Origin of the sequence: Stenotrophomonas sp. 24(2023) (assembly GCF_030913365.1) — a bacterium.
Classification (GTDB): Bacteria; Pseudomonadota; Gammaproteobacteria; order Xanthomonadales; family Xanthomonadaceae; genus Stenotrophomonas.
The window spans coordinates 2,440,886-2,466,250 of sequence record NZ_CP133160.1 but is presented as its reverse complement, the minus strand read 5'-3'; the positions used below and the strand labels follow the sequence as shown (position 1 = coordinate 2,466,250).

Sequence of the window (25,365 nt, the reverse complement as noted above, 5' to 3'; positions counted from 1 at the left end):
TCCTGGTCTCAGACCGCGGTGCCGATGCGCTGCAGGCGATAGCTGCCGTCGAGCACGCCGTTGACCCAGTCCTGGTTGTCCAGGTACCAGTCCACGGTGAAGGCGATGCCCTGCTCGAAGGTGTAGGCCGGTTCCCAGCCCAGGTCGTTCTTCAGCTTGGAGGCATCGATCGCATAGCGGCGGTCATGGCCGGGGCGATCGGCCACGTAGGTGATCTGGCTGCTGCGCGGCTGGCCATCGGCGCGCGGGCGGCGCGCATCGAGCAGCGCGCAGATGGCCTGCACCACCTCGATGTTCTGCTTTTCCGAATTGCCGCCGACGTTGTAGGTCTCCCCGACCTGGCCCTTGGCCAGCACGGTGCGGATCGCCTCGCAATGGTCGGTGACGAACAGCCAGTCGCGCACCTGCTTGCCATCGCCGTACACCGGCAGCGGCTCACCGGCCAGCGCCTTGGCGATCACCAGCGGGATCAGCTTCTCGGGGAAGTGGTACGGGCCGTAGTTGTTGGAGCAGTTGGTGGTCAGCACCGGCAGCCCGTAGGTGTGGTGGAACGCACGCACCAGATGGTCCGAGGCCGCCTTGGACGCCGAGTACGGCGAATTGGGCGCATACGGGGTGGTTTCGCTGAACTTGCCGGTTTCACCCAGGGTGCCGTACACCTCGTCGGTGGACACGTGCAGGAAGCGGAAAGCCGCCCCCTGTTCGGCCGGCAGGCCCTTCCAATGGTCGCGCACGGCTTCCAGCAGGCCCAGGGTGCCGACCACGTTGGTCTGGATGAATGCGCCCGGCCCATCGATGGAACGATCGACGTGGCTTTCGGCGGCGAAATTCAGCACGGCATCGGGCTGGTGTTCGGCCAGCAGGCGGGCCACCAGGGCGCGGTCGCCGATGTCGCCCTGCACGAACACGTGGTCCGGGTTGCCGTCCAGGCTGGACAGGGTCTTCAGGTTGCCGGCGTAGGTGAGCACATCCAGGTTCACGACCTTGATGCCGCGGGCGACGGCTTCGAGAACGAAGTTACCGCCAATGAATCCGGCACCGCCGGTGACAAGCCAAGTGGGCACTACCTGTTCTCCTGTTCTCTGAAAGCATTCCTGGCGTGCCCGCAGGCACCCCGACACAGCGGCACAGCATACATGCCAGCCGTCTTCACGACTGCCTGCTGGACGTGAACGACACCCCGGGGGGAGCACACCGGCTGCCGCGCCGCAGCAAAACCATACGCATTCGCATGGTTGCCCCAAGCCCGCTAGAATCGGGATCCCACCCCCGAACCGGTTGCTGTTGCAGGACCGGACGTTCTCCCTGTTACTGAAGGACCCCGTACCAGATGAAAATCCTCGTCGCGTACAAGCGCGTGGTGGACTACAACGTCCGCATTCAGGTCAAGCCGGACGGTTCCGGCGTGGTCACCGACGGCGTCAAGCTGTCCCCCAACCCCTTCGATGAAATCGCCCTGGAAGAAGCCCTGCGCCTGCGCGACAAGGGCATCGCCAGCGAGGTGGTGGTCGCTACCATCGCCCCGGCCGACGCCCAGGCCCACCTGCGCAACGGCCTGGCCATGGGTGCCAACCGCGCCATCCACGTCGTCACCGACCAAGCCATCCAGCCGCTGACCGCCGCCCGTGCCCTGCTCAAGCTGATCGAGAAGGAACAGCCGGAACTGGTCATCCTCGGCAAGCAGGCCATCGACGACGACGCCAGCCAGACCGGCCAGATGCTGGCCACGCTCTGGGGCCGCCCGCAGGCGACCTTCGCCAGCAAGCTGGACATCGCCGACGGCAAGGCCACGGTGGTGCGCGAAGTCGATGCCGGCCTGGAAACGCTGGAAGTGGACCTGCCGGCCGTGGTCACCACCGACCTGCGCCTGAACGAGCCGCGCTTCATCAAGCTGCCGGACATCATGAAGGCCAAGGCCAAGCCGCTGGAAACCCTGCCGCTGGCCGAGCTGGGCGTTGATGCCGCCGATACCCTGAAGATCACCCACTACGCCGCGCCGTCCAAGCGCAGCAAGGGCGTGATGGTCAAGGACGCCGCCGAACTGGTGGCCGCACTCAAGCAGAAGGGGTTGCTGTAATGAGCAAGGTTCTCGTCATCGCAGAACACCACGACGGCAAGCTCAACGCCGCCACCGCCAAGACCGTCAGTGCGGCCGCGGCCATCAGCGGCGCGCAGATCGACGTGCTGGTGCTGGCCGCCGACCCGGCCGCAGCCGCAGCCGAAGCGGCGAAGATCAGCGGCGTGACCCAGGTGCGGACCGTGGCCAATGCCGCCAATGCGCACCCGGTCGCACAGGTGCTGGCCCCGCAGATCGCCAAGGCCGCCGCCGGCTACAGCCACGTGTTCGGCCCGTCCACCACCTTCGGCAAGGACCTGATGCCGTGCGTGGCCGCCCTGCTGGGCGTGGCCCAGGTCTCGGACCTGATGGCCGTGGAAGGCAGCCATACCTTCAAGCGCCCGATCTATGCCGGCAACGCCATCATCACCGTGGAGGCCCCGGCCGACCAGACCGTGGTCGCCACCGTGCGCACCGCCTCCTGGCCGGAAGCGGCCCAGGGCGGCAACGCCAGCGTGGAAGCGATCAGCGTGGATGCGGCCCTGCCGGCCCACACCCGCTTCGTCGGCCTGGCCGCGGCCAGCAGCGACCGCCCGGACCTGCAGAGCGCCAAGCGCGTGGTCTCCGGTGGCCGTGGCGTCGGCTCGGAAGAAAACTTCAAGGTGATCTACCAGCTGGCCGACAAGCTCGGTGCCGCCGTGGGCGCCTCGCGCGCCGCCGTGGATGCCGGCTACGTGCCCAATGAGCTGCAGGTCGGCCAGACCGGCAAGATCATCGCGCCGGAACTGTACGTGGCCGTGGGCATCAGCGGTGCCATCCAGCACCTGACCGGCATCAAGGACGCCGGCACCATTGTCGCGATCAACAAGGACGGCGACGCGCCGATCTTCGAGATCGCCGACATCGGCCTGGTGGGGGATCTGTTCACCCTGCTGCCGGAGCTGGAAGCGGCACTCTGATGACGGATCGCACGCCCCCGGCACCGGCAACGCCGGCCCGCCGGGGGCGCGCGGCGGGCTGGGTGCTGGCCGTCGCGGCCATCTACCTGGCCGCCCTGTGGTACCTGGACCGCGACCGCAACATCCTGTCACGGCTGCTGGACCTTGCCGCACCGCTCGCAGCCTGCAGCCTGCTGGTCCTGGCCAGCTACATCGCACGTTACCAGCGCTGGCGCCAGGTGCTGGGCACGCTGGGCCATCCGCTGCACGGCTGGGCACCGGGCCTGCTGGCCTACCTGGCAGGCTTCGCCTTCACCGCTTCGCCCGGCAAGGCCGGCGAACTGCTGCGCATCCGCTACTTCAACTGGCAGGGAATTCCTCCGGCCACGACGTTGACGGCCTTCATCTTCGAGCGTGCGCTGGACCTGCTGGTCATCACCGCGATGGCCGTGGGTGCCGCCGCGCTGGTGCCGGTGTTCGGCATGCTCGCTGCCATCATCCTGGGCATCCTGCTGGCCCTGGCGGCGATGGGATGCCTTCCCGTCCTGGCCCGTGGCACCCACCGCGCCATCGAACACCTGCCGGGACTGCCGGTACGGCGCCTGGCGCACTTTCTGGTGGGGGGTGCCAGTGCCCTGGGCCCCTTGCTGCGTCCACGCGTGCTGGCACCGGGAACCCTGCTGGGCCTGCTCGCCTGGCTGCTGACAGCCCTGGCCTTCACCCTGCTGTGCCATGCGCAGGGCATCACGCTTGCGTGGCCGCTGGCACTGGGCATCTATCCCCTGGCCATGCTGGTCGGCGCGCTCTCCTTCGTCCCCGGGGGCGTCGGCACCACCGAAGCGGCCATTGTCCTGATGCTGGCGGCCAGTGGCGTCCCGACCGACACCGCGCTGGCCGTGGCCATCGGCATCCGCTTGGCCAGCCTGTGGCTGGCCGTGCTGGTCGGCATGTTCTCGGCCGCACTGCTGGAACTCCGCTTCCGCCCGCGGCACGCCCCATGAGCCGCAGCCCGCCTGCGCGCTGCGCCTGCAGGCGGCTTCCTTTATCATTCGCGCTGAATCCAATGGCAGCAGAAGAGGGTCCCATGCCGTACCGCGCATCCTTCCGGGCTGGGGCAGCTTCACCGTGACGGCATCACGCCCCCTGTGTGTCGATCTTGATGGCACCCTGCTCCGTTCGGACATCCTCTACGAATCGTTGCTGGCCCTGCTGGCACGCAACCCGCTGTACGTGTTCCTGCTGCCGTTCTGGCTGCTCAAGGGCAAAGCCTTCGTCAAGCGCCAACTGGCGACCCGGGTGCAGCTGCCGGCTGAAACACTGCCCTACGACGAACGCGTCCTGGACATCCTGCGCACCACCCCGCAGCGCCCGCGGGTGCTGTGCACCGCATCGGACCGCCTGCTGGTGCAACCCATCGCCGATCACCTGGGCCTGTTCGACGAGGTGATGGCCAGCGACGGCAAGACCAACCTGTCCGGCTCCCACAAGGGCGAGGCACTGGCCGCCCGGTTCGGTGAGCGTGGTTTCGACTACATGGGCAATGGCCGCGTCGACCTGAAGGTCTGGGCCCATGCCGGCGGGGCCATCGTGGTCAACAACGGCGCGGCGCTGGCCCGCGATGCCGCCCGGCAGACCGAGGTGCTGGCACACCTGCCCCCGCAGAATGGCGGGCTGCTGACCTGGCTCAAGGCGTTGCGTGTCTACCAGTGGCTGAAGAACCTGCTGGTGCTGGTGCCCCTGCTGACGGCCCACCGCTTCCTGGAACCGGTGGCCATCATCGATGCCGGCATCGCCTTCCTGGCCTTCGGCCTGTGCGCGTCGGGCGTCTACCTGCTCAACGACCTGCTGGATCTGACACCGGACCGCATGCATCCGCGCAAGCGCAAGCGGCCGTTTGCCGCCGGCACCCTGCCGCTGCTGCACGGCCTGCTGCTGGCGCCGTTGATCACCCTGGCCGGCTTCGCGCTGGCCCTGCTGTGCAGCCCCGCCTTCGCCGGCGTGCTGCTCTGCTACTACGTGATGACCCTGAGCTACTCGCTCAAGCTCAAGCGCATCGTCATGATCGATGTGGTGCTGCTGGCCGCCCTCTATACCGTACGCATCATCGGCGGTGCCATCGCGATCGATTCGGAACTGTCGTTCTGGCTGCTGGCCTTCTCGATGTTCGTGTTCCTCAGCCTGGCCATGCTCAAGCGCTACACCGAACTGGCCTCGGCCCTGGCCAACGGCAAGGAAATGGCCATCGGCCGTGGCTACGCCGTTGCCGACCTGCCGCTGGTGCAGTCACTGGGTGCGGCGGCCGGCTATATCGGGGTGCTGGTGTTCGCGTTGTACATCAACAGCCCGGAAAGCCTGGAGCTGTATGGCCACCCCAAGCTGCTGTGGCTGCTGTGCCCGATCCTGCTGTACTGGATCAGCCGCATGTGGATCGTCTCCCACCGCGGCGACATGCATGATGACCCGATCGTATTCGCCGCGACGGACCGTGGCAGCCAGATCGTCATCAGCCTGTGCGTGCTCATCGTGCTGGCAGCGATATGACCCCAGCGGCCGGCCAATCCTGGGGGCGCTACCCCCGGGCCGAGCAGCAGATCATTCCCGTACACGACCGTGGGGGTGCCCTGCCCCTGCCGCCCGATGGCAGCAGCGTGCTGCCACATGGCAATGGCCGCAGCTATGGCGACAGCTGCCTCAACCCCGGCGGTACGCTGCTGCACAGCGGTGCGCTGGACCGCTTCATCGCCTTTGATCCGGCCACGGGCATCGTGCGCTGTGAATCCGGCGCCACCCTGGCCGACATCCTGGCCATCGCGCTGCCACAGGGCTGGTTCCTGCCCGTCACCCCGGGTACCCGCTACGCCACGATCGGCGGTGCGATCGGCAACGACGTGCATGGCAAGAACCACCACCGTGCCGGCACCTTCGGCCACCACGTGCGTTGCCTGGAACTGCTGCGTAGCGATGGATCGCGCCGGCGGCTGTCGCCAGCCGATGACGATGGCCTGTTCAGCGCGACACTGGGCGGCCTGGGCCTGACCGGTTTCATCACCTGGGCCGAACTGCAGCTGCGGCGTGTGCCCGGCCCATGGATCGACACCGAATCGATCCGCTTCGGCAACCTGGACGAGTTCTTCGCGCTCTCGCGCGCATCCGCAGCGGATTTCGAATACACCGTCGCCTGGATCGACTGCCTGGCCAGTGGCCGGCAACTGGGGCGCGGGCATTTCCTGCGCGGCGACCATGCACCCGGCGACGCCCTTGCAGCCACGCCCAGTTCGGCACCGCGCCGCAGCATGCCGGTGGTGCCCCCGGTCTCGCTGGTGAACCGCCTGACCCTGCGGCCCTTCAACACGCTCTACTACTGGCGGCAGCCGGCACGGCAGGCACGCCGCCTGTCCCATTACCAAAGCTATTTCTACCCGCTTGATGGCATCAACCACTGGAACCGCATGTACGGTCCACGGGGTTTCCTGCAGCACCAGTGCGTCCTGCCCCCCCAGCATGCGCGCGAGGCAACGGCCGCCCTGCTGGCGGAAATCGCACGCAGCGGCCGCGGTTCGTTCCTGGCCGTGCTCAAGGAATTTGGTGATCGGCCTTCGCCGGGCCTGTTGTCGTTCCCGCGCCCCGGCACCACGCTGGCCCTGGATTTCCCCAATGACGGCCCGGGCCTGCTGACGATGCTCGACCGGCTGGACGCCATCGTCAGCGAAGCAGGCGGTGCCGTCTACCCGGCCAAGGATGCCCGCATGTCCGGTGCCTTGTTCCGCCAGGCATTCCCGGCGTGGGAAGCATTCTCCCGCTTCATCGACCCTCGATTCTCATCCGGCTTCTGGCGCCGGGTGATGGAGTAAGCATGCAGAAGATCCTCATCATCGGCGCCACCTCGGCGATTGCAGAGGCTGTCGCCCGTTTGTATGCCACCCGTGCGGCTGCAATCTATCTGGTGGGTCGCAATGCCGGCCGCCTGGATGCCATCGCTGCCGATCTACGGGTGCGCGGCGCACAGCGCGCCGAGTACGGTGTGCTCGACGTCAACGATGTAGGCGCACACGGTGCGCTGCTCGATGCGGCGTGGAACGCGCTGGGCGGTGTCGACACCGTGCTCATCGCGCACGGCACCCTGCCCGACCAGGCGGCCTGCGATGCCTCGGTCGAGCTGTCCCTGCGTGAGTTCGCCACCAACGGCACCTCCACCATCGCGCTGGCGGCAGCGCTGGCGCAGCGCCTGCAGCATGGTGCGACACTCGCGGTGATCTCGTCGGTGGCCGGTGACCGTGGCCGTGCCAGCAACTATCTGTATGGCAGTGCCAAGGCGGCCGTCACCGCATACCTGAGCGGGCTGGGCCAGCGGCTGCGCCCTCTGGGCGTGAACGTCCTGGTGATCAAGCCCGGCTTCGTCGATACACCGATGACCGCGGCCTTCAAGAAGGGCGCGCTTTGGGCAACCCCGGACAAGGTCGCTGCGGGCATTCTGAAAGCCATCGGCAAGCGCAAGGCCGTGGCGTACCTGCCGGGCTTCTGGTGGGCCATCATGATGGTCATCAAGAACATTCCCGAATTCGTGTTCCGCAGGATCAAGCTCTGACATGGCCGGCAACCGCCCGTCCGTGCTGGCTGTCATCGTGCGCCCCCTCCTGGTGGCCCTGTTGTGCGCCGCCGTGCTGCTGCTCGGCGGCTGCGCTGCAGCGACCGATCCCGCACTGCGCGTGGACGGTGGCTGCACGCCCGAGCATTCGCCGTTCCTGTCCCCCGACCCTGCTGTCACAGGGCGCATCACCTTCTGCGAAGGCGATGATGGCTGGACCGGTACGATCACCTCCGGCTCCTACCCTCCGGGCACGCAGCACGTTGAAGTCATGCTGGCCGGCTATCCCACCACGCCCGGGGTGACTGTCAGCGCCGTCGGCAGCGATGGACAGGCCCGGTTCGATTTTTCCACGCACCAGCCCAGGGAACGCTGGGAGCGGGTGCAGCTGGAAATACCCGCCGATATCGCACGCAGCGGCTTCTACCTGCAGATCGATGACCGCTCGACGGAAAAGTTCGGCTGGGCAGGATTCGGCGCATCCAACATAACGGCCTCGGCCGCCTTCACCCGGCACGCGCTGCCGATGCTGCTGGCCATCGTGGTGGGCAACGCATGGCTGCTGGCCTTGTCGCTGTGCCTGCCCGGTCCCCGCCGCCCTGCGCTGGAGCGTTTGCTGCAGGGCATGCTGGCGGCCGGTTGCCTGTGGCTGCTCATCTTCATCGCCTATGTCAGGTCGCCGCAGCTGGGCAGCACAACCGCCCTGCTGGTACTGGCGCTGCCCTTCCCCGCCGCGGCACTCCTCGCCCGGCGGCGCCAGGGCCCTGTGATGGCAGACATCGCAGGCCTGCAGAAAGCGTTGCTGCCGGTGCTCGCGCTGTCGTTGCTGGTGCTCTGGATCGGCCTCTATCCGTTCACCTGGAATGGCCACCCCAACGGGGACCCCGCTCTGCGCTGGCCGCACCTGTCCACCGATGCCTGGCTGCCCCTGATGTTCGGCGAAATGCTGGCGCGCGGGGCATTGGACGTGCCGATGGTGGGCGATTGGCTCAGCAGCGACCGGCCGCCCCTGCAGGTGGGTACCTATCTGCTGGTACGCGCGCTGGTGCCGGGCAGCCATGAGCTGGTTTACCAGGGCATTTCCACCTGGGCACAGGCTCTGGTCCTGCTGCCGCTTGCAGCGCTGCTGGGGCGTTTCATGGGCCGACGTGCGCAGGCCATCGCCCTGTTCACGCTGTGCCTGTCCCCCCTGATGCTGCTCAACACGCTCTATGTCTGGCCCAAGCTGCTGGCAGCGGCGTTCTCATTGATCTTCTTCATCGCCCTGTTCCCACCGCGGGGTGCCCCCAGACAGTGGGGGCTGGCGGGCATCGCCTCGGCGATGGCGCTGCTGTCACATGGCGGCTCGCTGTTCTTCCTGGTCGGCGCGGCATTGACCAGCCTGGCCTGGCATCGCCGCCAGAGCTTCATGCTGCTGCTGCGCAGCGCGCCGGTCGCGCTGGCCCTGTACCTGCCCTGGGTTGCCTACCAGAAATTCATCGACCCGCCGGGAGACCGGCTGATCAAATGGCATTTCGGCGGGCAGGTGCCCATCAGCAGCGAAGGAGCACTGCAGACCATCGCCAATGCCTACCGGCATGTCACCCCGTGGGATTGGCTTTGCGCGCGCATCGACAACCTGGCCATCGTGTTCAAGGGCACCTTCACCGGGCCGCTCGATGCCGTGCGCATCACCTACCTGCATGATGCCACCACGTGGAAGCAGTTCATCGACAACGATTTCTTCCACACGTTCCATTCCCTGTGGTTCGCCTCACCCCTGCTGTTGATTCCCTGCCTGGCCGTGCTGTACGCACGGGGGCGGCGTGTACGCATGCCCGTGCCTGTGCTGCCCTCGCTGCTGCAGATGGTCATCACCACCGCGCTGTTCATCCTGGTCTGGACGACGGCCATCTTCGAGGGCGGCACGACCACCATCAACACCGGCGCCTATGCCGGCCAGCTGATGCTGCAGCTGGCCGTGCTGGCCGCAGCCTGGTGCACGCGCAGCGCCCTGTTCTACGTGATCTGCTCGGCAAACATCGTGGTCGCGGCAACGGCCTACGTACTGGACCGCCACCTGCTGCCGGGGCAGCAGGCGTTCTACCTGCTCGGCGCGGTACTCTTCGCCGGTGGCCTGCTGCTGTCCTTGATCGCAGCAACACAGGAGACGGACCGCAACCACGCTTTGGCATGACCCGCTCCCGGTCCCTTTGACTCGCGCAGTGGTGCCACGCACTCTAGCCAGGGAAACGCCGGACCCGCTGATCCACTGCCCATTCATGTTTCAACAACGAAAAGAATCAGGACGATGCCCGATATTGATCTCGATCTAGATGTTCTCTACCAGCACCGGTTCCCGGAAGAGGAACTGGCCAACAAGAACCGGATCTGGAAAGTACTGTGCACCGGCTACCTGAATCGTTATGTCGCGCCCAGCGACACCGTTGTCGACATCGGGGCCGGCTACTGCGAGTTCATCAACAACATCCCCGCGGCGAACAAGATCGCCGTGGACCTCAATCCGGATATCCGCCGGTTCGCCCACGATGACGTCCACATCATCAATGAATCGTGCACGGCCGTCAGTTCGATCCCCAGCGAGAGCGTGGACGCGGTGTTCATGAGCAATTTCCTGGAGCACCTGCCCAGCAAGGACCTGGTGCTGCAGACGCTCCGCGAAAGCGCGCGCATGCTCAAGCCGGGGGGACGCGCCATCATCCTGCAGCCGAACATCCGCTTCCTGTATGACGAGTACTGGGATTACTTCGACCACCACACCGCGCTCAGTGACCGCAGCCTGGTGGAAGGGGTGCTGATGGCCGGGCTGGAGCCCCGGGTGGTGATTCCGCGCTTCCTGCCCTACACCACCAAGAGCAGGTTGCCGCAGGCACCCTGGCTGGTATCGCTGTACCTGCGCATCCCGCTGGCCTGGCGTGTGCTGGGCAAGCAGGCACTGGTCGTGGCCTACAAGCCCGGCTGAGTTTCCGTCAACGTATTCCGAGTTCGTCCATGGCACAGAAGCATGAAAAAATCGTCCTGACCGGGGCTGCAGGCCTGGTGGGGCAGAACCTGATCGTCGAGATGAAGCAACAGGGCTATACGCACCTGGTCGCCATCGACAAGCACGCGCACAACCTCCAGATGCTGCGTGACCTTCATCCCGATGTGCAGACGGTGCTGGCGGACCTGGCCGAACCCGGTGACTGGGCCGAGGCCTTCGAGGGCGCCCGCCTGGTCGTACAGCTGCATGCGCAGATCACCGGCAAGACCACCGACCTGTTCGTGCGCAACAACCTCACCGCGACGCAGCACGTGCTGGCAGCCTGCAAGGCAGCCGCCGTGCCCTTCATGGTCCACATCAGCTCTTCGGTGGTGAACTCGGTGGCCAAGGATGACTACACCGACACCAAGCGCGAGCAGGAAGCCATGGTGGCCGCCAGCGGCCAACCCCACTGCGTGCTGCGGCCGACGCTGATGTTCGGCTGGTTCGACCCCAAGCACCTGGGCTGGCTGTCGCGCTTCATGGCACGCACGCCGGTGTTCCCGATCCCCGGTGATGGCCGGTTCATGCGGCAGCCGTTGTACGAACGTGACTTCTGCCGGTGCATCGCCCGATGCATCGACACCGAGCCGCAGGGCCAGGTCTTTGACATCGTCGGCGACACCCGCGTGGATTACATCGACATCATCCGCACGATCAAGCGCGTGAAGAAGCTGCGCACCCTGATCGTGCACATCCCGATCGGCTTCTTCGCATTCCTGCTGCGTACGTTCGCCCTCTTCAGCAAGAAACCCCCCTTCACCGCCGACCAGCTCAAGGCGCTCAGCGCCGGTGATGACTTCAAGGGCATCGATACCCAGGCCGTGTTCGGCGTGACGCAGACGCCATTCGAGGACGCCATCCGGGAAAGCTATACCGATCCGCGCTACAGCCACATCGTGCTGCAGCGCTGAGCCCAGAAAAACCAGACGGAAGAAGATTGGAATGAGCAAATTCGCCATCATCGGCAGCGGCCCCATGGGGCTCATGGCAGCGCTCGAGCTGCTCAAGCAGGGCCGCCAGGTCGATGTCTACGAACGCGACGACCGCATCGGCGGCATGTCCGCGGACTTTGACTTCGATGGCCTGCGCATCGAACGCTACTACCACTTCATCTGCAAGACCGACTACCCCCTGTTCGCGCTGCTGGAGGAGATGCAGCTGTCCGACCGCCTGCACTGGACGGACACGAAGATGGGGTACTACTACCAGGGCAAGCTGCACAAGTGGGGCACGCCGTTCGCGCTGCTGGGCTTCCCGCACCTTGGCCTGGTCGACAAGGTCCGCTACGCCCTGCACGTGATGCACACCAAGGGCATCCAGGACTGGACCGCGCTGGACAAGGAAAACGCGCGTGACTGGATCACGCGCTGGATCGGCCCGAAGGCCTACAAGGTCATGTGGGAGAAAGCCTTCGCCCTGAAGTTCTTCGAATACCAGAACGACCTGTCGGCGTCGTGGATCGGTACCCGCATCAAGCGCGTGGCGCTGTCGCGCCGCAACCTGTTCAACGAAAGCATGGGTTACCTGGAAGGGGGCTCGGCCGTGCTGCTGGAGAAAATGGCAGCCGAGGTGACCCGCCGCGGTGGGCGGATCCTGCTGTCACGGCCGATCGAGGAAGTCACCGCCGTGGACGGGAAAGTCACCGGCATCCGCACGGCCGATGGGCACCAGGACTATGACGTGGTGGTTTCCACGGCGCCGATCCAGTACGTGCCGAAGATGGTTCCCGCGCTGCCCGATGCCTTCGCGCAGCAGGTCGGTGCCATCGAGAACATTCCCGTGGCATGCGTGATCCTGAAGCTGTCGCAGCCGGTCAGCGAGAACTTCTGGATGAACATCAGCGATGACCGCATCACCATTCCCGGCCTGATCGAATACAGCAACCTCAACCCCGGCAAGGGCCCCGGCGAGCACATCGTGTATGCCCCGTACTACATGCCCAAGACCCACCCCAAGTGGCAATGGAGCAACCAGCAGCTGATCGAGGAAGTCATCAGCTACCTGCCGATGATCAACCCGGCGTTCAAGCCGGAGTGGATCCGGGCCACGCACTGCCATCGCTACGAGTTCGCCCAGACCATCTGCCCGCCCGGCTTCCAGGACAGGCTGCCGCCCATGAGGACGCCGCTGCAAGGCTTCTTCATGGCCGACACCGCCTATTACTACCCGGAAGACCGCTCGATCAACGAAAGCATCGCCGTCGGCAGCACCCTGGCCAAGGCGGCACTGCAGGGGACGGCCAGCCCGTGAGCACCGCTGCGTCTTCGCGCCAGTTCGTGCTGTTCCTGGCGGCAGGCGGCCTTGCCGCCGCCGTCAACTTCGGCTCGCGTATCGTGCTGGGCCATTGGATGGGCTATGTCCCGTCCATCGTCATCGCCTACCTCCTGGGCATGATCACCGCGTTCACGCTCAACAAGCTGTTCGTGTTCGGGCAGGCCAGCAACCGCGTCCACCACCAGATCATGTGGTTCGTGGCGGTCAACCTGGCCGCCGTGGTGCAGACCATCGCGATCAGCCTGCTGTTCGCGCACTGGCTGCTGCCACTGCTGGGCGTGGATTTCCACAATGAGACCATCGCCCATGCCATCGGCGTGGCGGTTCCGGTGTTCACCAGCTACATCGGGCACAAGCGCCTGTCATTCCGGGCATGAGCGTGCCGTGCAGACCCTCATGACCCTCCTTCCCATCGCCCAGCACCGCATGGAGAACAGACCTGCGTGAACCAGAACATCCTGGACAATCGCGCCCCCGGCGGCGCCACCCGGTCCGCCGCCACCGCCGATGCCCCACGCTGGCACCGGCGGGTGGGAGCACTGTGGTTGCTGGGAGGGCTGGCGATCCTGTTGACCACGGTCATCGGCGTCGTCATGCACTTCTCGTCCACGCTCTACATGGACGAGTGGGACGGCATGATCGGCTTCTGGCAGAAGATCAACAACGGTGATGCCGGGGCCTGGTGGGCACAGCACAACGAGCACCGCATCGTCCTGACGCGGTCGCTGTTCTGGCTCGACCTGCACTTCTTCAAGGGCCAGGGCTACCTGCTCATCCCGGCCAACGTCCTGCTTCACCTGGCCATTGCCGGTGTCTTCATCATCGGGTACATCCGCTTCGCCACCCAGCGCCATTCACTGGCGGTCATTGCCGGCGTGGTGCTGCTGGGGCGGTTCCTGTGGATGCAGGACGACAACCTGACCTGGGGGTTCCAGAGCCAGTTCATCGCCGTCTACTTCTTCGCCATCGCCGCCTTCCTGGTCTACAGCCGTGCACGCGCCGATGGCAGCTGGGTACCGCAGGGCGCTGGACTGCTGCTGGCGCTGGTGTCGATGCTCAGCATGAGCAACGGCCTGATCGCCTTCCCGATCCTGGTCGCGATGTCATTCATGCTCGGGTTGAAGTGGAAGCACCGGGTGCTGTCGATCATCGCCATGGCAGCCGCCTGGGCGATCTACTTCCGTGGCTACCACAGCCCCCCCTACCACGCCTCCCCGGTGGATGGCCTGCTGCACCACCCCCTGCAGGTAGCCCATTACGCACTGAATTTCCTGGGCTCCCCCATCGCCTTCCTCGGCGCCGGCCAGGCATCGGCCTTCGTGGCTGGCATCCTGCTGCTGGCGGCCATGTTGGCGATGAGCCTGCACCTGCTGCGCCGTGGCACGTTGAACAGCTACCGCCTCTACATCGGCGCCACCTTCGCCTTCGCGGCTGCGGCCGCCGTGCTGGCCGGCAGCGGGCGCTACAACCTGGGCATCGAGACCGCAGTGGCCAGCCGCTACACCACGCCGGCCCTCATCGCCTGGGTCAGTGCCTTCCTGCTGTTTGCCGATATCGCCAGCAAGGCACGGTTCTGGGCCGTGGCCGCCGTGCTGGCGGCCACCATGCTGCCGGCAGGCCTGTGGAGCCAGCACGCCATGCTGACCATGCCACCGCAGCCTTTCTACCGGGATGTCGCGGTACTGGGCGTCAAGATGGGGGTCCGCGATGGCAGCTACATCGACTGGATGTTCCCGCGTTCCGGCCAGGACATCGTGGTACCGCTGATGAACTACGCCGACTCGCAGGGCCTGTCGGTCTATGGCAGGGACTGGGCGAGGTCGATCGGAACACTGGCGTTCGCACGCGATCGTGTCGATGCATCGGTATGCCAGGGCTCGCTGGACGATGCCAGGGCAATCGAGGGTGCGTGGCTGCTCAACGGCTGGGCCCGGGCACCTGCCGATGCGTCGGCCAAGTTGATCGTGCTGACCGGACGGGATGACGCTACGGTGGGCTACGGCGTGCTGGGCGAGGTCCGCCCCGATGTCGCCCGCAGTGTCGCCGGTGCATCCGGAACGACAGGCTGGCGGGGCTACGTCATCCACGCAGAAGGCCCTGTCAGTGCCTGGCTGTATACCCGCGGCCACTTCTGCCCGCTCGCCGCCAACATCGATTTCCGCCCATGATCCGCACATCACTCCTGGCGCTCGCCCTCTGCCTGGCCACCGGATGCACGCGCGCACCCACGCCGGTGGTGGCGCCCCCCCAGGCGGCGGCAGCGACCCCGGCTCCCGCCGGTCCGCCGTGCCTGGCGGCGGTGATCCACGACCTGCAGCAGCAGTGGCCCGGCAACGCCACGGTCAACATCGTCGCGTTCGGGCACAGCGTGCCCGCAGGCTACGGCACCACCCCGCAGGTTCAGAAGCGTGATGCCTATCCGCGGCTGCTGGAAGATGCCCTTGCCAACGCGTACCCGTATGCCGTGCTGAATGTCATCACCGCAGGCGTGGGGGGCGAGAACTCCACGCAGGGCCGTGCACGCTTCCAGCGCGATGCGCTGGACCATCACCCCCGGGTGGTGCTGATCGACTATGGCTTGAACGATCGCGCGCTTCCATTGGCCGAATCCACGGCCAACCTCGAAAAGATGATCGAAGCCAGCCGTGCGGCCGGCGCCTGCCCGGTCCTGCTGACCCCGACCTGGGACGAACAGGCCGATCCGCAACGCAGCGACGACACGCTTGCACAGCAGGCAACGATGATCCGGCAGCTGGGGCACGATGCGCAGGTTCCCGTCGCCGACAGCCTGGCTGCATTCCAGGCCTATCCCGGCGACCGCGCTGCACTGATGGCACAGTTCAACCACCCCAACCGCCAGGGCCACCAGCTCGTCCTGGAACGGTTGCTGCCGCTGTTCCTGCCCACCCCGCCATGACCGGCCCGTGCCGGCGCACGCAGGCCCGCTAGCGGGGCGTGGGCGCGTCGGTACGGTGCAGGGACACGGCCGCTGTGCTGCACAGCCGCTGCTGGCTGCCATCTGCCTGCACCAGGCGGATCTGCGCATCCCCCGCCAGGCGACTTACGTCCAGATACGCCTCGAACCCCGCATATTCCAGGCCGGGCTGCTGGAAATAGGCGGCCACGTCGGGGCGCGCCACACGGCGTGCCGTCACCGTATGCCAGCTACCGTCCTGCCCGGTTGCCAGCAGCAGGGTGCCCTGGTTCGGCACGCCCTTCACCGCATCCACGGCCGCCCATCCGCGCACCAGCACCATGCCGGCCGCCGCATCCATCGGCGCTGCGGCCACCGGTCGGTGGTCGAACTCATCGATGCTGCAGTTGCCGCCGGTGGCGTAATGCTCCGGTGCCATGGCCGCCTGCTGCCGGCCCAGCAGCACCGCATCGGCCTGCTCCGACGGCGGCACGGCCAGCGGTGCAAAGCGCAGGTGGTACGCCTGCTGCCAAAGCAGGCGCGTTCCACTGCCACCGGATACGCCCATCGCCACAACCCGCCGTTTTCCAAGCAGCGCCTGCCGGTGATGGGAGGCCAATGCCACGTACTCGTCGGCGCGGGTGAGGGTCGGGGAAAGCAGGAATCCCGTCCGTGCCATGCCCGCAACGAGGCGGAACCGGGCGGTGTCCCCGTTCTCGTAGCGCACCCACAGCGACAGCGGAGGGGCCTTGTAGGCCATCGACGCCAGGCGCCCGGCCAATGTGGGCTGGATGTCCAGGGTGATCCACACCGGGTCGTCCCAGGCAGGCACCGGCACTTCCTGCCCCAGCACTGCAGCCACCTGCACGCCATTGCCGGGAACCAGCGCGCTCCCGTTCCCGGGCCGCCGCTCCAGGACCGCGAATTCCCCCTCGATCGCCACGGGAGCGAACGTTCCCAGCAGCGGAAGCCAGCTCGCGCCGTCCTCGATCGAGGGGTATCGCCCGTCGATCGGGTTCAGGTTGAAGTACACGCGCTGGGGTGGGTTGCGCTGCAGGTGCAGGGCATTGGCCTGCACCAGTCCCGGGGTGTAGGCCGAGTAGCTCTGCAGGATCGGGCGTGGCGCCCAGGGCTGCCCGGCGGCGATCATCGGGGTCAGATCCCACGGATAGACATCCGCGCGCATCGTCGCCCGGGCAAAGGGCGGCCGGTCGCCCAGCCGCGAGGTTTCCTGCCTGAAGCGGGCCGCAAGCTCGCCAGGGTGCGCGATACGGGTCCAGAGGCCGGCGATGGGGCTGCGCACCATCTCCAGCAGGCGGGCCTGCATGGCCTGCGGCGCCATCGGCACATAGCCATGGGAAATCACGGCCCATCCCATACAGCCAAGCAGCAGCGCCACCGGCCCCCTCCCCGCGCCCGCGCCGGGGCTGAAGCAGATCAGCAGGCCGAGCAGCAGCAATGCTGCCGCAGCGATGACGGCATGCTGTTCATCGTGGCGGACGAAGCTCGATTTGAAGATCAGGAACAGATACGCCGCCACCAGCAGGGGAACATGCCGCTGCCCGCGCCCCGCGGCAAGCACCGCAACGCCGAACATCAGGCCCCCCGCCACGAGGAACACCACGATGTCGCGTGACCGCCCCTGAACCGACATCGCCTCGGTGTACCCGGAAATGATCGGCACCTGCGCCAGGAAGTAGCCTGGCAGGTCGGCCAATGCCTGGCCGCACGCCCACCATGCCAGGAGCATCACCAGCAGCACGATTGCCGGCATCGCCACTGCCCGTGCCGGTGAGGCGCGCCGGCTCAACCACATCGCGACGGCCATGGAGAAGACGACCATCACGGTGACATTGCCCTTGGCCAAGGGAAGAATCGCCATGGCCGCACACAGCAGGCAGATCACCAGCAGGTGGGCCGCCCTGCCCAGCCGCTGCCGCGCGACAACGCAGGGCAGCAGCACCGGCAGGAACAGGAACAGCGCGTCCCGCCATCCATGCCAGGCCGAGGACCAGATCAGTGCGAGCACCACCGGCAGAAGCAGCAGCAGGGCCCGGCGGGACGGCGCCAGCAGCGCGAAGAAACCTGCCGACACCGCAAGCCCGGCAAGCAGGGAGCCGACGATCATCAGCGTGTCGGTCGCCGGATGGAAAAGCCCGGTGTAGACCGATGCCCAGGGGCCGAACGTGAAGACAATGTCCTTGCCAAACCGCAGATGCTCGGCGACAGCAACGTTCATGGCATAGGCCCAGGAACCATCCACGCCCGTTACCGGCATCGCCGGATTGAACGGAACAACCCACAGCAGGGTCAGGATGCATGCCAGCGCGGCGGCAAGCCCCTGCCATGTGCTGCTGCCACTCTTGGCGCCGCCGATATCGTTGTTCATGCTCGCCCTGATGGTTCACGGTGCCTGGCACCCATGCGGCAACGTCGTGGCCCGCCTGCTGGCGGGGCCGGCGACGGAACGCCCGGGCTCTGGCGGACGATTGTACGTCCACTGCAGGGCATGGCATGCGTTGCGGTTCCCGCTCCAGCGACAGCGCGGCCGGTGCACTGGCCCTACCCGGGACCGGGGCCGATCAGGGAGGCAGCACGGCGATGCCCTGGTCTTCGTAATCGTCGTGGCACAGCCGTTCGCCCGGCGCCCGTGTGGTCCCGGCGAAATAGCCGGCCTGTTCAATCCACAACACGAACAGCCGCTCGATCACGTGGGCCAGCGTGGCATCGAGCTGCCCCGCTTCGGGATCGAATTCCCCCAGGGAGATCGCACGTTCACGCAGCGCATTCAAGGCCGCTGGACGGAACCAGAACATCGTGCCGGCGAAGAAGCCAAGCCGGATGCATGCATCCTCGATGCCGGTCTCGGCCGCCAGCCGCCGCAGGCGCTCCTCGTTGCCGCCCCAGAACCGGGCATTGCTGACATAGGCCCGTTCCGGGCCGACAATGCCGCACCCGGGTTCATGCGTGAACGCCTGCAGGATCTTCAGCACCGTATGCGAGGACCCCAGCAGCGATTTCATCAGGTCGTCGCGCCACTGGCCGCCAGCACCGTGGTAGACGCTTTTCTTGGAATGCAGCTTGCACACCGCGTCATAACGATCGAGCAGGCCGGTGTTGAGCAGACTGACGAACGGGCCCACGTCACGGCCGATGTTGGGGTGCACATAGACGAACGCCCGCACGTTGCGTTCCTGGAAGAAACGGACGGCGACCCGCCGGTCGGCCACCGACTTCACTGAAACGAACAGATCATGGTCGACGATCATGTTGCGCATGTAGCCATGGATCGCACCGATCAGGTCCATGTGGTACAGGTGCAGCACAATCGCAAAACGCGCCTTGAGGCTGTCGGCCCGGATCGCCGTGACACCATAGCGCTGCAGTTCGTCCTGCGTCGGTGCGTCGCCGCGGGTGGTCACCAGTGGCATCGCGGTACTGCGCGTTGAGCGCATCCGTGCCACCTCTTCCTCCACGCGGGCCAGCATCGCAGGGTCGTCGATCAGGTTGGACAGGCCCACATCGGCAACGCCGTTGGGGTCATCGCGCAGCACTTCGGTCTTGATGAACCCGAACTGCCGGTACAGGTCGTCCCAGAGGTAATGGACGGGGTTGGCCTGCTGGATGTCGAACTTCCCCGGGGGCCCCACCCGGGCCGGGGCGGCATCACGCTCACGCTTGCGCTTCAGCCGGGCGGTCAGCTTGCGCATGCCCTGCGCATCGGGCTCGAACGCCGATGCGATCCGCACGCCGTGATGCAGCAGCCACTGCGTCAGGCCGATCTCATAGGAAAGAATGATCTCCCACTTGTCATCGAGCACGCGCACATCGCGCCAGAACTGGTGGAAGTACTGGCTGAAGAACACATTCCTGCGGAACACCAGGAAATAGGACTGCAGGTGGCGGCTGACCTGGCGGGACTCGGTCATGCCCCAGACACCGCAATCGACGTTGCGCATCTTCGCGAAGGCCCGGTCCAGGCCTGCCGGGTCGATCATCAGCACGCTGTCATTGGCGATGATCAGCTCGTCGTAGGAATACAGCCCTTCCACGGCCAGCACGCCGGTGCGGAAGGAATAGAAGTCGTAACCGACGTTCTCGCGGATGATGACCGTGATCCGCGCATCCAGGCTTTCCGCCGCGTCCGGCGAAAGCCGGGTGGACACCAGCACGATGCGCTCGGCATGCTGCAGCAGGCCGTCCAGCAGGTCGCGGGTGAAACGGGTCAGCCGGCCTTCGGCATCGAAATGGGCAACAACAGCAACGCGGCGGACCGCCTTCATGCCTTCCACGCGTGATAGACCCGCACCGCGAACGTGCGCAGGCGGGGGAACGGGCGCAGGCAGCGTCCGACCAGCGCACGCAGGCCCGGGCGCGGCACCGACGAAATGCCCTGCGGATTGGTCCGCCGCACTTCGGCCGACAGCAGCACCACGTCGTTGACAAGGCGTTCACGGTCTTCCAGCAGGGCCTTCATGCGCTCACCACCCACCGCATGCAGCAGGCCCTTGTCCTTCATCAGCACATCCTGGGCGGCCGGTGTTCCATGAAGCGCCGCATGCGTGGCCTCCAGGTAACCCAGCCCGTTCTTCAGGTCCGGCTCGAGGTGGCAGCCTTCGCCCCACTCGTTCCAGGCATTGATGAACACCAGCTGGTCCTCCGGCGCGTTGTTCACGCGCGTGTACTCCACCAGCCGGGTGAGCCAGTACTGGTAGATCGACGGTGATGCGCCGACCAGCGTGTGCGAAGTGTGCTGGCGCCGCGCCGTGTTGTCCCAGGAAGGCACGATGCCGCGATACCAGCGGAAGTCCGGCTTGGGACGGCTGATCGACTGGGCGACCACCTTGCGGTAGTCCACCAGGCCGCCGCGGAACTCCGGGTTGGTGATCTCCACGGCGTGGGTCACCCGGTTTTCAGCACCGATGAACGTATGCGGCGGGAACTCGACCGCTGCATCGAACCCCCACTCGTGCGGGTCCACGATGCCATAGAACTGCACGGCCGCCAGGTGGATTTCGCCAACACCGTGCTCACGGGCCACCGTGCGCCAGCGTTCAACGGTCTCCTTCGCATCGGGGAACAGGTCGGCGCGGTACACCAGCAGCATGGGCTTGCCATCGACCTTGATGGCCCGGCGGTCCTTCAGCAGCGGCAGGATGTCTTCCATGAAGCGGCGGTCTTCATCGGCGCCATGCTTCTGTTCCAGCAGCACATCCTTTTCCAGGCCGTCCCAGGTGCGCGTCCAGTTCTCGTTGGCCCAGCACACGCAGAACGGGAATTCGATGTCGCTCTTGAGATAGTTGTCCAATGGCAGCTCCAGGATGCGGCGGCCATCGAACCAGTAGTAGTAGAAGCAGAAGCCATGGATGCCATACAGCGCGGCCAGCTCGGCCTGCGCACGCATGTTGTCGATCAACCGCAGGTCATAGAAGCCCAGCTCGCGCGGAATATGCGGCTGGTAGTGCCCGACGAAGTTGGGCCGGCCTTTTGCAACATTGGTCCATTCGGTAAAGCCCGGGCCCCACCACTCGGAGTTTTCCGCTACGGGGTGGTATTGAGGCAGATAGAAGCAGATAGGCTTGACGTCAGACATATTCATCCCAAAAAAGCGGTTCATGCACCCCGGCACGGGGCTGGAAGGCGTTGAATCCAGGGGGTTTTTTCCTCGCCGCCAGAGCACCGGGGCGGGGGGATTCCTCGATCCCCGGGCAGCCTAGCAGCCGCCCTGTGGGCGTGGCGTCGATCAACGACGCCACCAGGGCCGCAGCAGCTTGTCCAGCTTCTGCTTCTGGGCATCGAGCTGCGTGCTCAACAGCGCCTGCACGTCCTCCGTGGACCGGGTCCGCTCCTCGGCCACGACGCGGCGCAGCCCTTCCATGGTCACCGCACTCTGTTCGGCCTGCTGGCGCTGCAGCTGCAGCTGCTCTTCGGCCAGGCGCACGCGCTCACGGCCGTCACGCACCTCCTGTTCCAGCTGCAGGCAGCGTTGCTGCAGCTCGTGGCCCAGCGTACCCAGGCGGTTCACTTCGCTGCGGGCATCGGTCAAACCGGCCTGGACACGCTCGATTTCCTCGGCACGCTTGATGTTGCTGCCCAGGACATCGAACAGGCGGTTGATCGGGGCGAAGCCGCCAGCGCCGGCACGGGCCGCCAGGTCGGCCAGCGCCGGGACGTGCTGCCTGCCCACCAGCAGAACCCCCAGCCCATGGGTATGGGTGAATTCAAACGCCGGGTACTGCCTGCTGATTTCGGACCAGTACTGCCAGACGCCGAAACCGCGTTCACGGACGCAGGTGTCGTGGAAGATCACCACGGCACGGTCGGAAAGCTTCGGCAGCCAGCTCTCGAAGTCCTCGCGCACGGCGTCATACGTATGCAGACCATCGATGTGCAGCAGGTCAACGCTGCCATCGGCGAAATAGGGAAGGGCCTCATTGAAGCGCATGCGCAGCATCTCGGAAATGCCCGCATAGTTGCGCTGCTGGTAATCGCGCAGCGTGTTGTAGATCTCATCGCCATAGTAGCCGGCGTGCTCATCCCCTTCCCAGGTATCGATGGCGAACACGCGCGTGGTCTGCCCCTGTTCCTGCACCGCCTGGCAGAAGGCCAGGAACGACGAACCGCGATGGGTGCCCAGCTCGACGATCGACTGCGGCTGCAGCTGCTCCACCAGCCAGGAGGCAAAAGGAATATGCCCCAGCCATGCGCTAAACGACACCTCGCGCGGGGAAATCAGCATGCTGTTCGAAAGCGGGAAATCGTTCATGGGGCGCTTGGGTTCTTGGAAGTCAATAACAGGGTCAGGCCACGGCGGCGGAAATGAACGCCTCGACGTCCCCTCCGCACAGTAGGGACTCGAACAAACGGATGCGGTCGATCGGCCAGTTCCACCAGGCGATGGCCTGCAGGCGGGCCACCGTCTGCGCGTCATAGCGGGTGCGTACGACCCTGGCGGGATTGCCGGCAACGATGGCATAGGGCGGCACATCACGCGCGACTACCGCACCGGCACCGATGCAGGCGCCATCACCGATGGTTACCCCCGAGACGATCATGGCGCCATGGCCGATCCAGACATCGTTGCCGATGACGGTCGGCCCCTTCGTGTGCGGGTGGCCGTCATGGCCGGCGCCGGGAGAATTGAGCGCGATGCGCAGCGGGTAGGTGGTCACCCAGTCCAGCCGGTGTTCACCACCGCCGAAGATCACCACGTCATCGGCGATCGAACAGAACGCGCCGATCTGGATGCGTTCGCCTTCGGACCACACCTTCAGCTGCGGCGACCCGTAGGTATAGCGCCCCACGCTGATGCGCGGGTCGGTGCTGGCCAGGGGCGGAATGAAGCCGTGCGCCTCGGTCACGCGGGGCGTGCCGGTGCTCATTGCGGTTCTCCGGCGCGCGTCATGGTCACTTCATCGAAGGGGATGCCCACCAGGCCATAGCGCAGCTTCGGCGACGCCACCCGGATCAGCACCGCGTCATGCAACCATGCATGCTGCGTGTTGGTATACGGATCGCCGTCGGCGATGGATACGGTCATCGAATATTCGCCATTGGGCAGCAGTGGCAGGGTGAACCGGAACGAGGCCTCCAGGCGCGTACCGCCCTCCACTTCCATGGGAGGCTGGATGTAGGTATAGGTGTGCTCACCGAACAGCGACTGGCCCAGGCGGTCCTTGACGAAGAAGCCGATCAGCGGGCTCTTCAGCGGCTCGTGCGCCGTCGCCCGGATTTTCAGCACCACGTGCTCGCCACCGGCGAACGTGGTGAACGGCTCGCCCTGGTCGTTGCACAGGGTGACCGCATCGATGCTGGCCACGCCGGACTGCCATCCCGCCGAATTGGCCACATTGTCGAACAGCTCGACCTTCAGTTCCTTTTCCACGCGTGCCGGCGCAGGTACGCCCGGCGTGGCCGCCGCACTGGCTGCTGCCTGCCGCGACTGCAGCTTTACGGTATCGCCGTAGACTTCCTGGGAACAGTATTCGATGTAGGCATTGCAGGTTTCCTGCGCGGTGCCATGCATGCGCATGTCGCCACGATCCAGCCAGACCGCACTCTGGCAGAAATTCAGCACGGAAGACGTGTCGTGGCTGACGAACAGCAGGGTCCCGTTCTCGCGGAACTTGCGCAGGTAACGCATGCACTTCTGCACGAAAATGGCATCGCCCACCGCCAACGCTTCGTCGATCACCAGGATGTCCGCATCCACATGGGCGATCACGGCAAAGGCCAGGCGCACGTACATGCCGCTGGAATAGGTCTTTACCGGCTGCTCGAGGAAATCACCGATGTCGGCAAAGGCGACGATATCGTCGTACTTGCGGTCGATATCCTCGCGCGACAGGCCCAGGATCGAGGCGCTCATGTAGACGTTCTCGCGCCCGGTGAATTCGGGGTTGAAGCCGGCACCGAGCTCCAGCAGGGCCGCCACGCGGCCGCGGACGCTGACCTCGCCGGTCGTGGCCTGCAGCGTGCCGCAGATGATCTGCAGCAGGGTGGATTTGCCCGAGCCGTTGCGGCCGATGATGCCGACCGTGTCGCCACGCCGGACCTCGAAGTCGATGCCCTTCAGCGCCCAGAACTCGCGGTAGTACATTCCCGCCGGACGCCCCAGGAAGCGCGACAGGCGCGGCAGCAGTGCCTGCTTCAAGCGGTCCTGCGGCTGTGCGTAGACCTGGAAGCACTTGGTGACACCGGAAACGCGGATCGCCAGATCGTCCGGTTCCCGCGGGGAGGCGTTAGATGACATCGGCAAAACCTCGGCGCATCTTGTGGAAGCAGACATAGCCGAGCCAGGCAACGACCGCAGCGAGCAGCGCGTACTTGCCCAGGCCGATGAAATCCGGCGTCTTGCCCCAGATCAGCACGTCACGGGCCTGCTCGATGATGAAGGTGAGCGGATTGAGGTAGATCCATTTGCGCATGGATTCGGGCAGGGCGTGGACGGGATAGAACACCGGCGCCAGGAACAGCAGGACCGTGGTGAAGATGCCGGTCATCTGCCCGATATCGCGGACGAAGACACCCAGCGCCGACAACAGCCAGGCCAGCCCCATCGTGAACAGCACCAACGGGAAAATGACCAGCGGGAAGTAAAGCGCGGTCACCGGCAGGACGCCCCGGATCAACAGCTGGGCCAGCAGCAGCACGACCAGGGTCACCAGGGCATGGAACAGCGCTGCGCCCATGGCCACCCAGGGCAGCGTGTCCAGCGGGAACACCACGCGTTTGACATAGCTGGCATTGCCGACGATCAGGCTGGGGGCACGGTTCACGCACTCGGCAAAGATACCGTGCACCAGGATGCCCACGAACAGGATGATCGCGAAATCCCCACGGTGCGCCGTGTCCCCGCCCCAGCGGGCGTTGAACACGACCGAGAACACGAAGGTATAGACGGCCAGCATCAGCAACGGGTTGAAGAAGGACCATGCCAGGCCCATCAACGAGCCCCGGTAGCGGCTGATCACCTCGCGCTTGGCCAGCTGGTAGATCAGCACGCGATTGCTGGCAAAGCTGCGGACCAGCGCCAGCGGCGAAACCGAAACACCGGCGGATGACACGGTCATC

Annotated in this window: 21 protein-coding genes; 13 read left to right on the top strand and 8 right to left on the bottom strand. The window is 65.9% G+C overall.

All coding sequences use genetic code 11. The features are described from left to right. Positions 1-8: 8 nt before the first annotated feature. A complete protein-coding gene (rfbB, locus tag Q9R17_RS10970) occupies positions 9-1,064 on the bottom strand; it encodes a dTDP-glucose 4,6-dehydratase (RefSeq protein ID WP_308154679.1) in 1,056 nt (351 codons plus the stop codon). Positions 1,065-1,330: 266 nt separating this feature from the next. Between rfbB and Q9R17_RS10965 the strand changes: the two genes are divergently transcribed. From Q9R17_RS10965 to Q9R17_RS10905, 13 genes are all read left to right on the top strand, one after another. Beyond that, on the top strand, positions 1,331-2,077 hold the full coding sequence (locus Q9R17_RS10965; RefSeq protein ID WP_308154678.1) for an electron transfer flavoprotein subunit beta/FixA family protein: 747 nt from the start codon (positions 1,331-1,333) through the stop codon (positions 2,075-2,077). Beyond that, positions 2,077-3,015, top strand: coding sequence for an electron transfer flavoprotein subunit alpha/FixB family protein (locus Q9R17_RS10960; protein WP_308154677.1), 939 nt, complete (start codon positions 2,077-2,079; stop codon positions 3,013-3,015). Before Q9R17_RS10965 ends, Q9R17_RS10960 begins: the two co-directional genes overlap by 1 nt. Continuing rightward, entirely contained in the window at positions 3,015-3,995 is a 981-nt protein-coding gene (locus Q9R17_RS10955; RefSeq protein WP_308154676.1) for a lysylphosphatidylglycerol synthase transmembrane domain-containing protein, read from the top strand. Before Q9R17_RS10960 ends, Q9R17_RS10955 begins: the two co-directional genes overlap by 1 nt. 142 nt (positions 3,996-4,137) lie before the next feature. Further along, complete coding sequence (locus Q9R17_RS10950; RefSeq protein ID WP_308158329.1) at positions 4,138-5,535, top strand: UbiA family prenyltransferase; 1,398 nt, start codon at positions 4,138-4,140, stop codon at positions 5,533-5,535. After that, positions 5,532-6,845, top strand: a complete 1,314-nt coding sequence (locus Q9R17_RS10945) for an FAD-binding oxidoreductase (RefSeq protein WP_308154675.1) — start codon at positions 5,532-5,534, stop codon at positions 6,843-6,845. Before Q9R17_RS10950 ends, Q9R17_RS10945 begins: the two co-directional genes overlap by 4 nt. Positions 6,846-6,847: 2 nt before the next feature. Beyond that, positions 6,848-7,579 carry an SDR family oxidoreductase gene (locus tag Q9R17_RS10940; RefSeq protein ID WP_308154674.1) on the top strand — a complete coding sequence of 244 codons (732 nt, stop codon included), beginning with the start codon at positions 6,848-6,850 and terminating at the stop codon, positions 7,577-7,579. A 1-nt stretch (position 7,580) separates the two neighbouring features. Continuing rightward, a complete protein-coding gene (locus Q9R17_RS10935) occupies positions 7,581-9,755 on the top strand; it encodes a hypothetical protein (RefSeq protein ID WP_308154673.1) in 2,175 nt (724 codons plus the stop codon). A gap of 114 nt (positions 9,756-9,869) precedes the next feature. Next, positions 9,870-10,541: a class I SAM-dependent methyltransferase gene (locus Q9R17_RS10930; protein ID WP_308154672.1), complete on the top strand. Its 672-nt coding sequence runs from the start codon at positions 9,870-9,872 to the stop codon at positions 10,539-10,541. A gap of 29 nt (positions 10,542-10,570) precedes the next feature. Further along, entirely contained in the window at positions 10,571-11,515 is a 945-nt protein-coding gene (locus Q9R17_RS10925) for an NAD-dependent epimerase/dehydratase family protein (protein ID WP_308154671.1), read from the top strand. Positions 11,516-11,546: 31 nt separating this feature from the next. Beyond that, positions 11,547-12,854, top strand: coding sequence for an NAD(P)/FAD-dependent oxidoreductase (locus Q9R17_RS10920; RefSeq protein WP_308154670.1), 1,308 nt, complete (start codon positions 11,547-11,549; stop codon positions 12,852-12,854). Beyond that, entirely contained in the window at positions 12,851-13,255 is a 405-nt protein-coding gene (locus Q9R17_RS10915) for a GtrA family protein (protein ID WP_308154669.1), read from the top strand. Before Q9R17_RS10920 ends, Q9R17_RS10915 begins: the two co-directional genes overlap by 4 nt. A gap of 66 nt (positions 13,256-13,321) precedes the next feature. Next, positions 13,322-15,046 (top strand): hypothetical protein, encoded by a 1,725-nt coding sequence (locus Q9R17_RS10910; protein WP_308154668.1) that lies wholly within the window; start codon positions 13,322-13,324, stop codon positions 15,044-15,046. Continuing rightward, complete coding sequence (locus Q9R17_RS10905) at positions 15,043-15,795, top strand: GDSL-type esterase/lipase family protein (protein ID WP_308154667.1); 753 nt, start codon at positions 15,043-15,045, stop codon at positions 15,793-15,795. The genes Q9R17_RS10910 and Q9R17_RS10905 overlap by 4 nt, the downstream gene beginning before the upstream one ends. Before the next feature lie 28 nt (positions 15,796-15,823). On the opposite strand, the gene Q9R17_RS10900 is transcribed toward Q9R17_RS10905, so the two are convergent. The 7 genes from Q9R17_RS10900 to Q9R17_RS10870 all read right to left on the bottom strand — a co-directional run bounded on the left by Q9R17_RS10900 (position 15,824) and on the right by Q9R17_RS10870 (position 25,364). Beyond that, positions 15,824-18,181, bottom strand: coding sequence for a hypothetical protein (locus tag Q9R17_RS10900; protein ID WP_308154666.1), 2,358 nt, complete (start codon positions 18,179-18,181; stop codon positions 15,824-15,826). Between the two features lie 193 nt (positions 18,182-18,374). Beyond that, positions 18,375-20,075: a rhamnan synthesis F family protein gene (locus Q9R17_RS10895; RefSeq protein WP_308154665.1), complete on the bottom strand. Its 1,701-nt coding sequence runs from the start codon at positions 20,073-20,075 to the stop codon at positions 18,375-18,377. After that, positions 20,072-21,391 (bottom strand): glycoside hydrolase family 99-like domain-containing protein, encoded by a 1,320-nt coding sequence (locus Q9R17_RS10890; protein WP_308154664.1) that lies wholly within the window; start codon positions 21,389-21,391, stop codon positions 20,072-20,074. Before Q9R17_RS10890 ends, Q9R17_RS10895 begins: the two co-directional genes overlap by 4 nt. 144 nt (positions 21,392-21,535) lie before the next feature. Then, the gene (locus Q9R17_RS10885) at positions 21,536-22,558 is read right to left on the bottom strand and encodes a class I SAM-dependent methyltransferase (protein WP_308154663.1); all 1,023 of its coding nucleotides are present in this window, start codon (positions 22,556-22,558) and stop codon (positions 21,536-21,538) included. 34 nt (positions 22,559-22,592) lie between these two features. Beyond that, positions 22,593-23,174, bottom strand: coding sequence for a CatB-related O-acetyltransferase (locus Q9R17_RS10880; protein WP_308154662.1), 582 nt, complete (start codon positions 23,172-23,174; stop codon positions 22,593-22,595). Next, positions 23,171-24,544, bottom strand: coding sequence for an ABC transporter ATP-binding protein (locus tag Q9R17_RS10875; protein WP_308154661.1), 1,374 nt, complete (start codon positions 24,542-24,544; stop codon positions 23,171-23,173). Before Q9R17_RS10875 ends, Q9R17_RS10880 begins: the two co-directional genes overlap by 4 nt. Beyond that, positions 24,534-25,364 carry an ABC transporter permease gene (locus tag Q9R17_RS10870; protein ID WP_308158328.1) on the bottom strand — a complete coding sequence of 277 codons (831 nt, stop codon included), beginning with the start codon at positions 25,362-25,364 and terminating at the stop codon, positions 24,534-24,536. The genes Q9R17_RS10875 and Q9R17_RS10870 overlap by 11 nt, the downstream gene beginning before the upstream one ends. Position 25,365 lies beyond the last annotated feature (1 nt).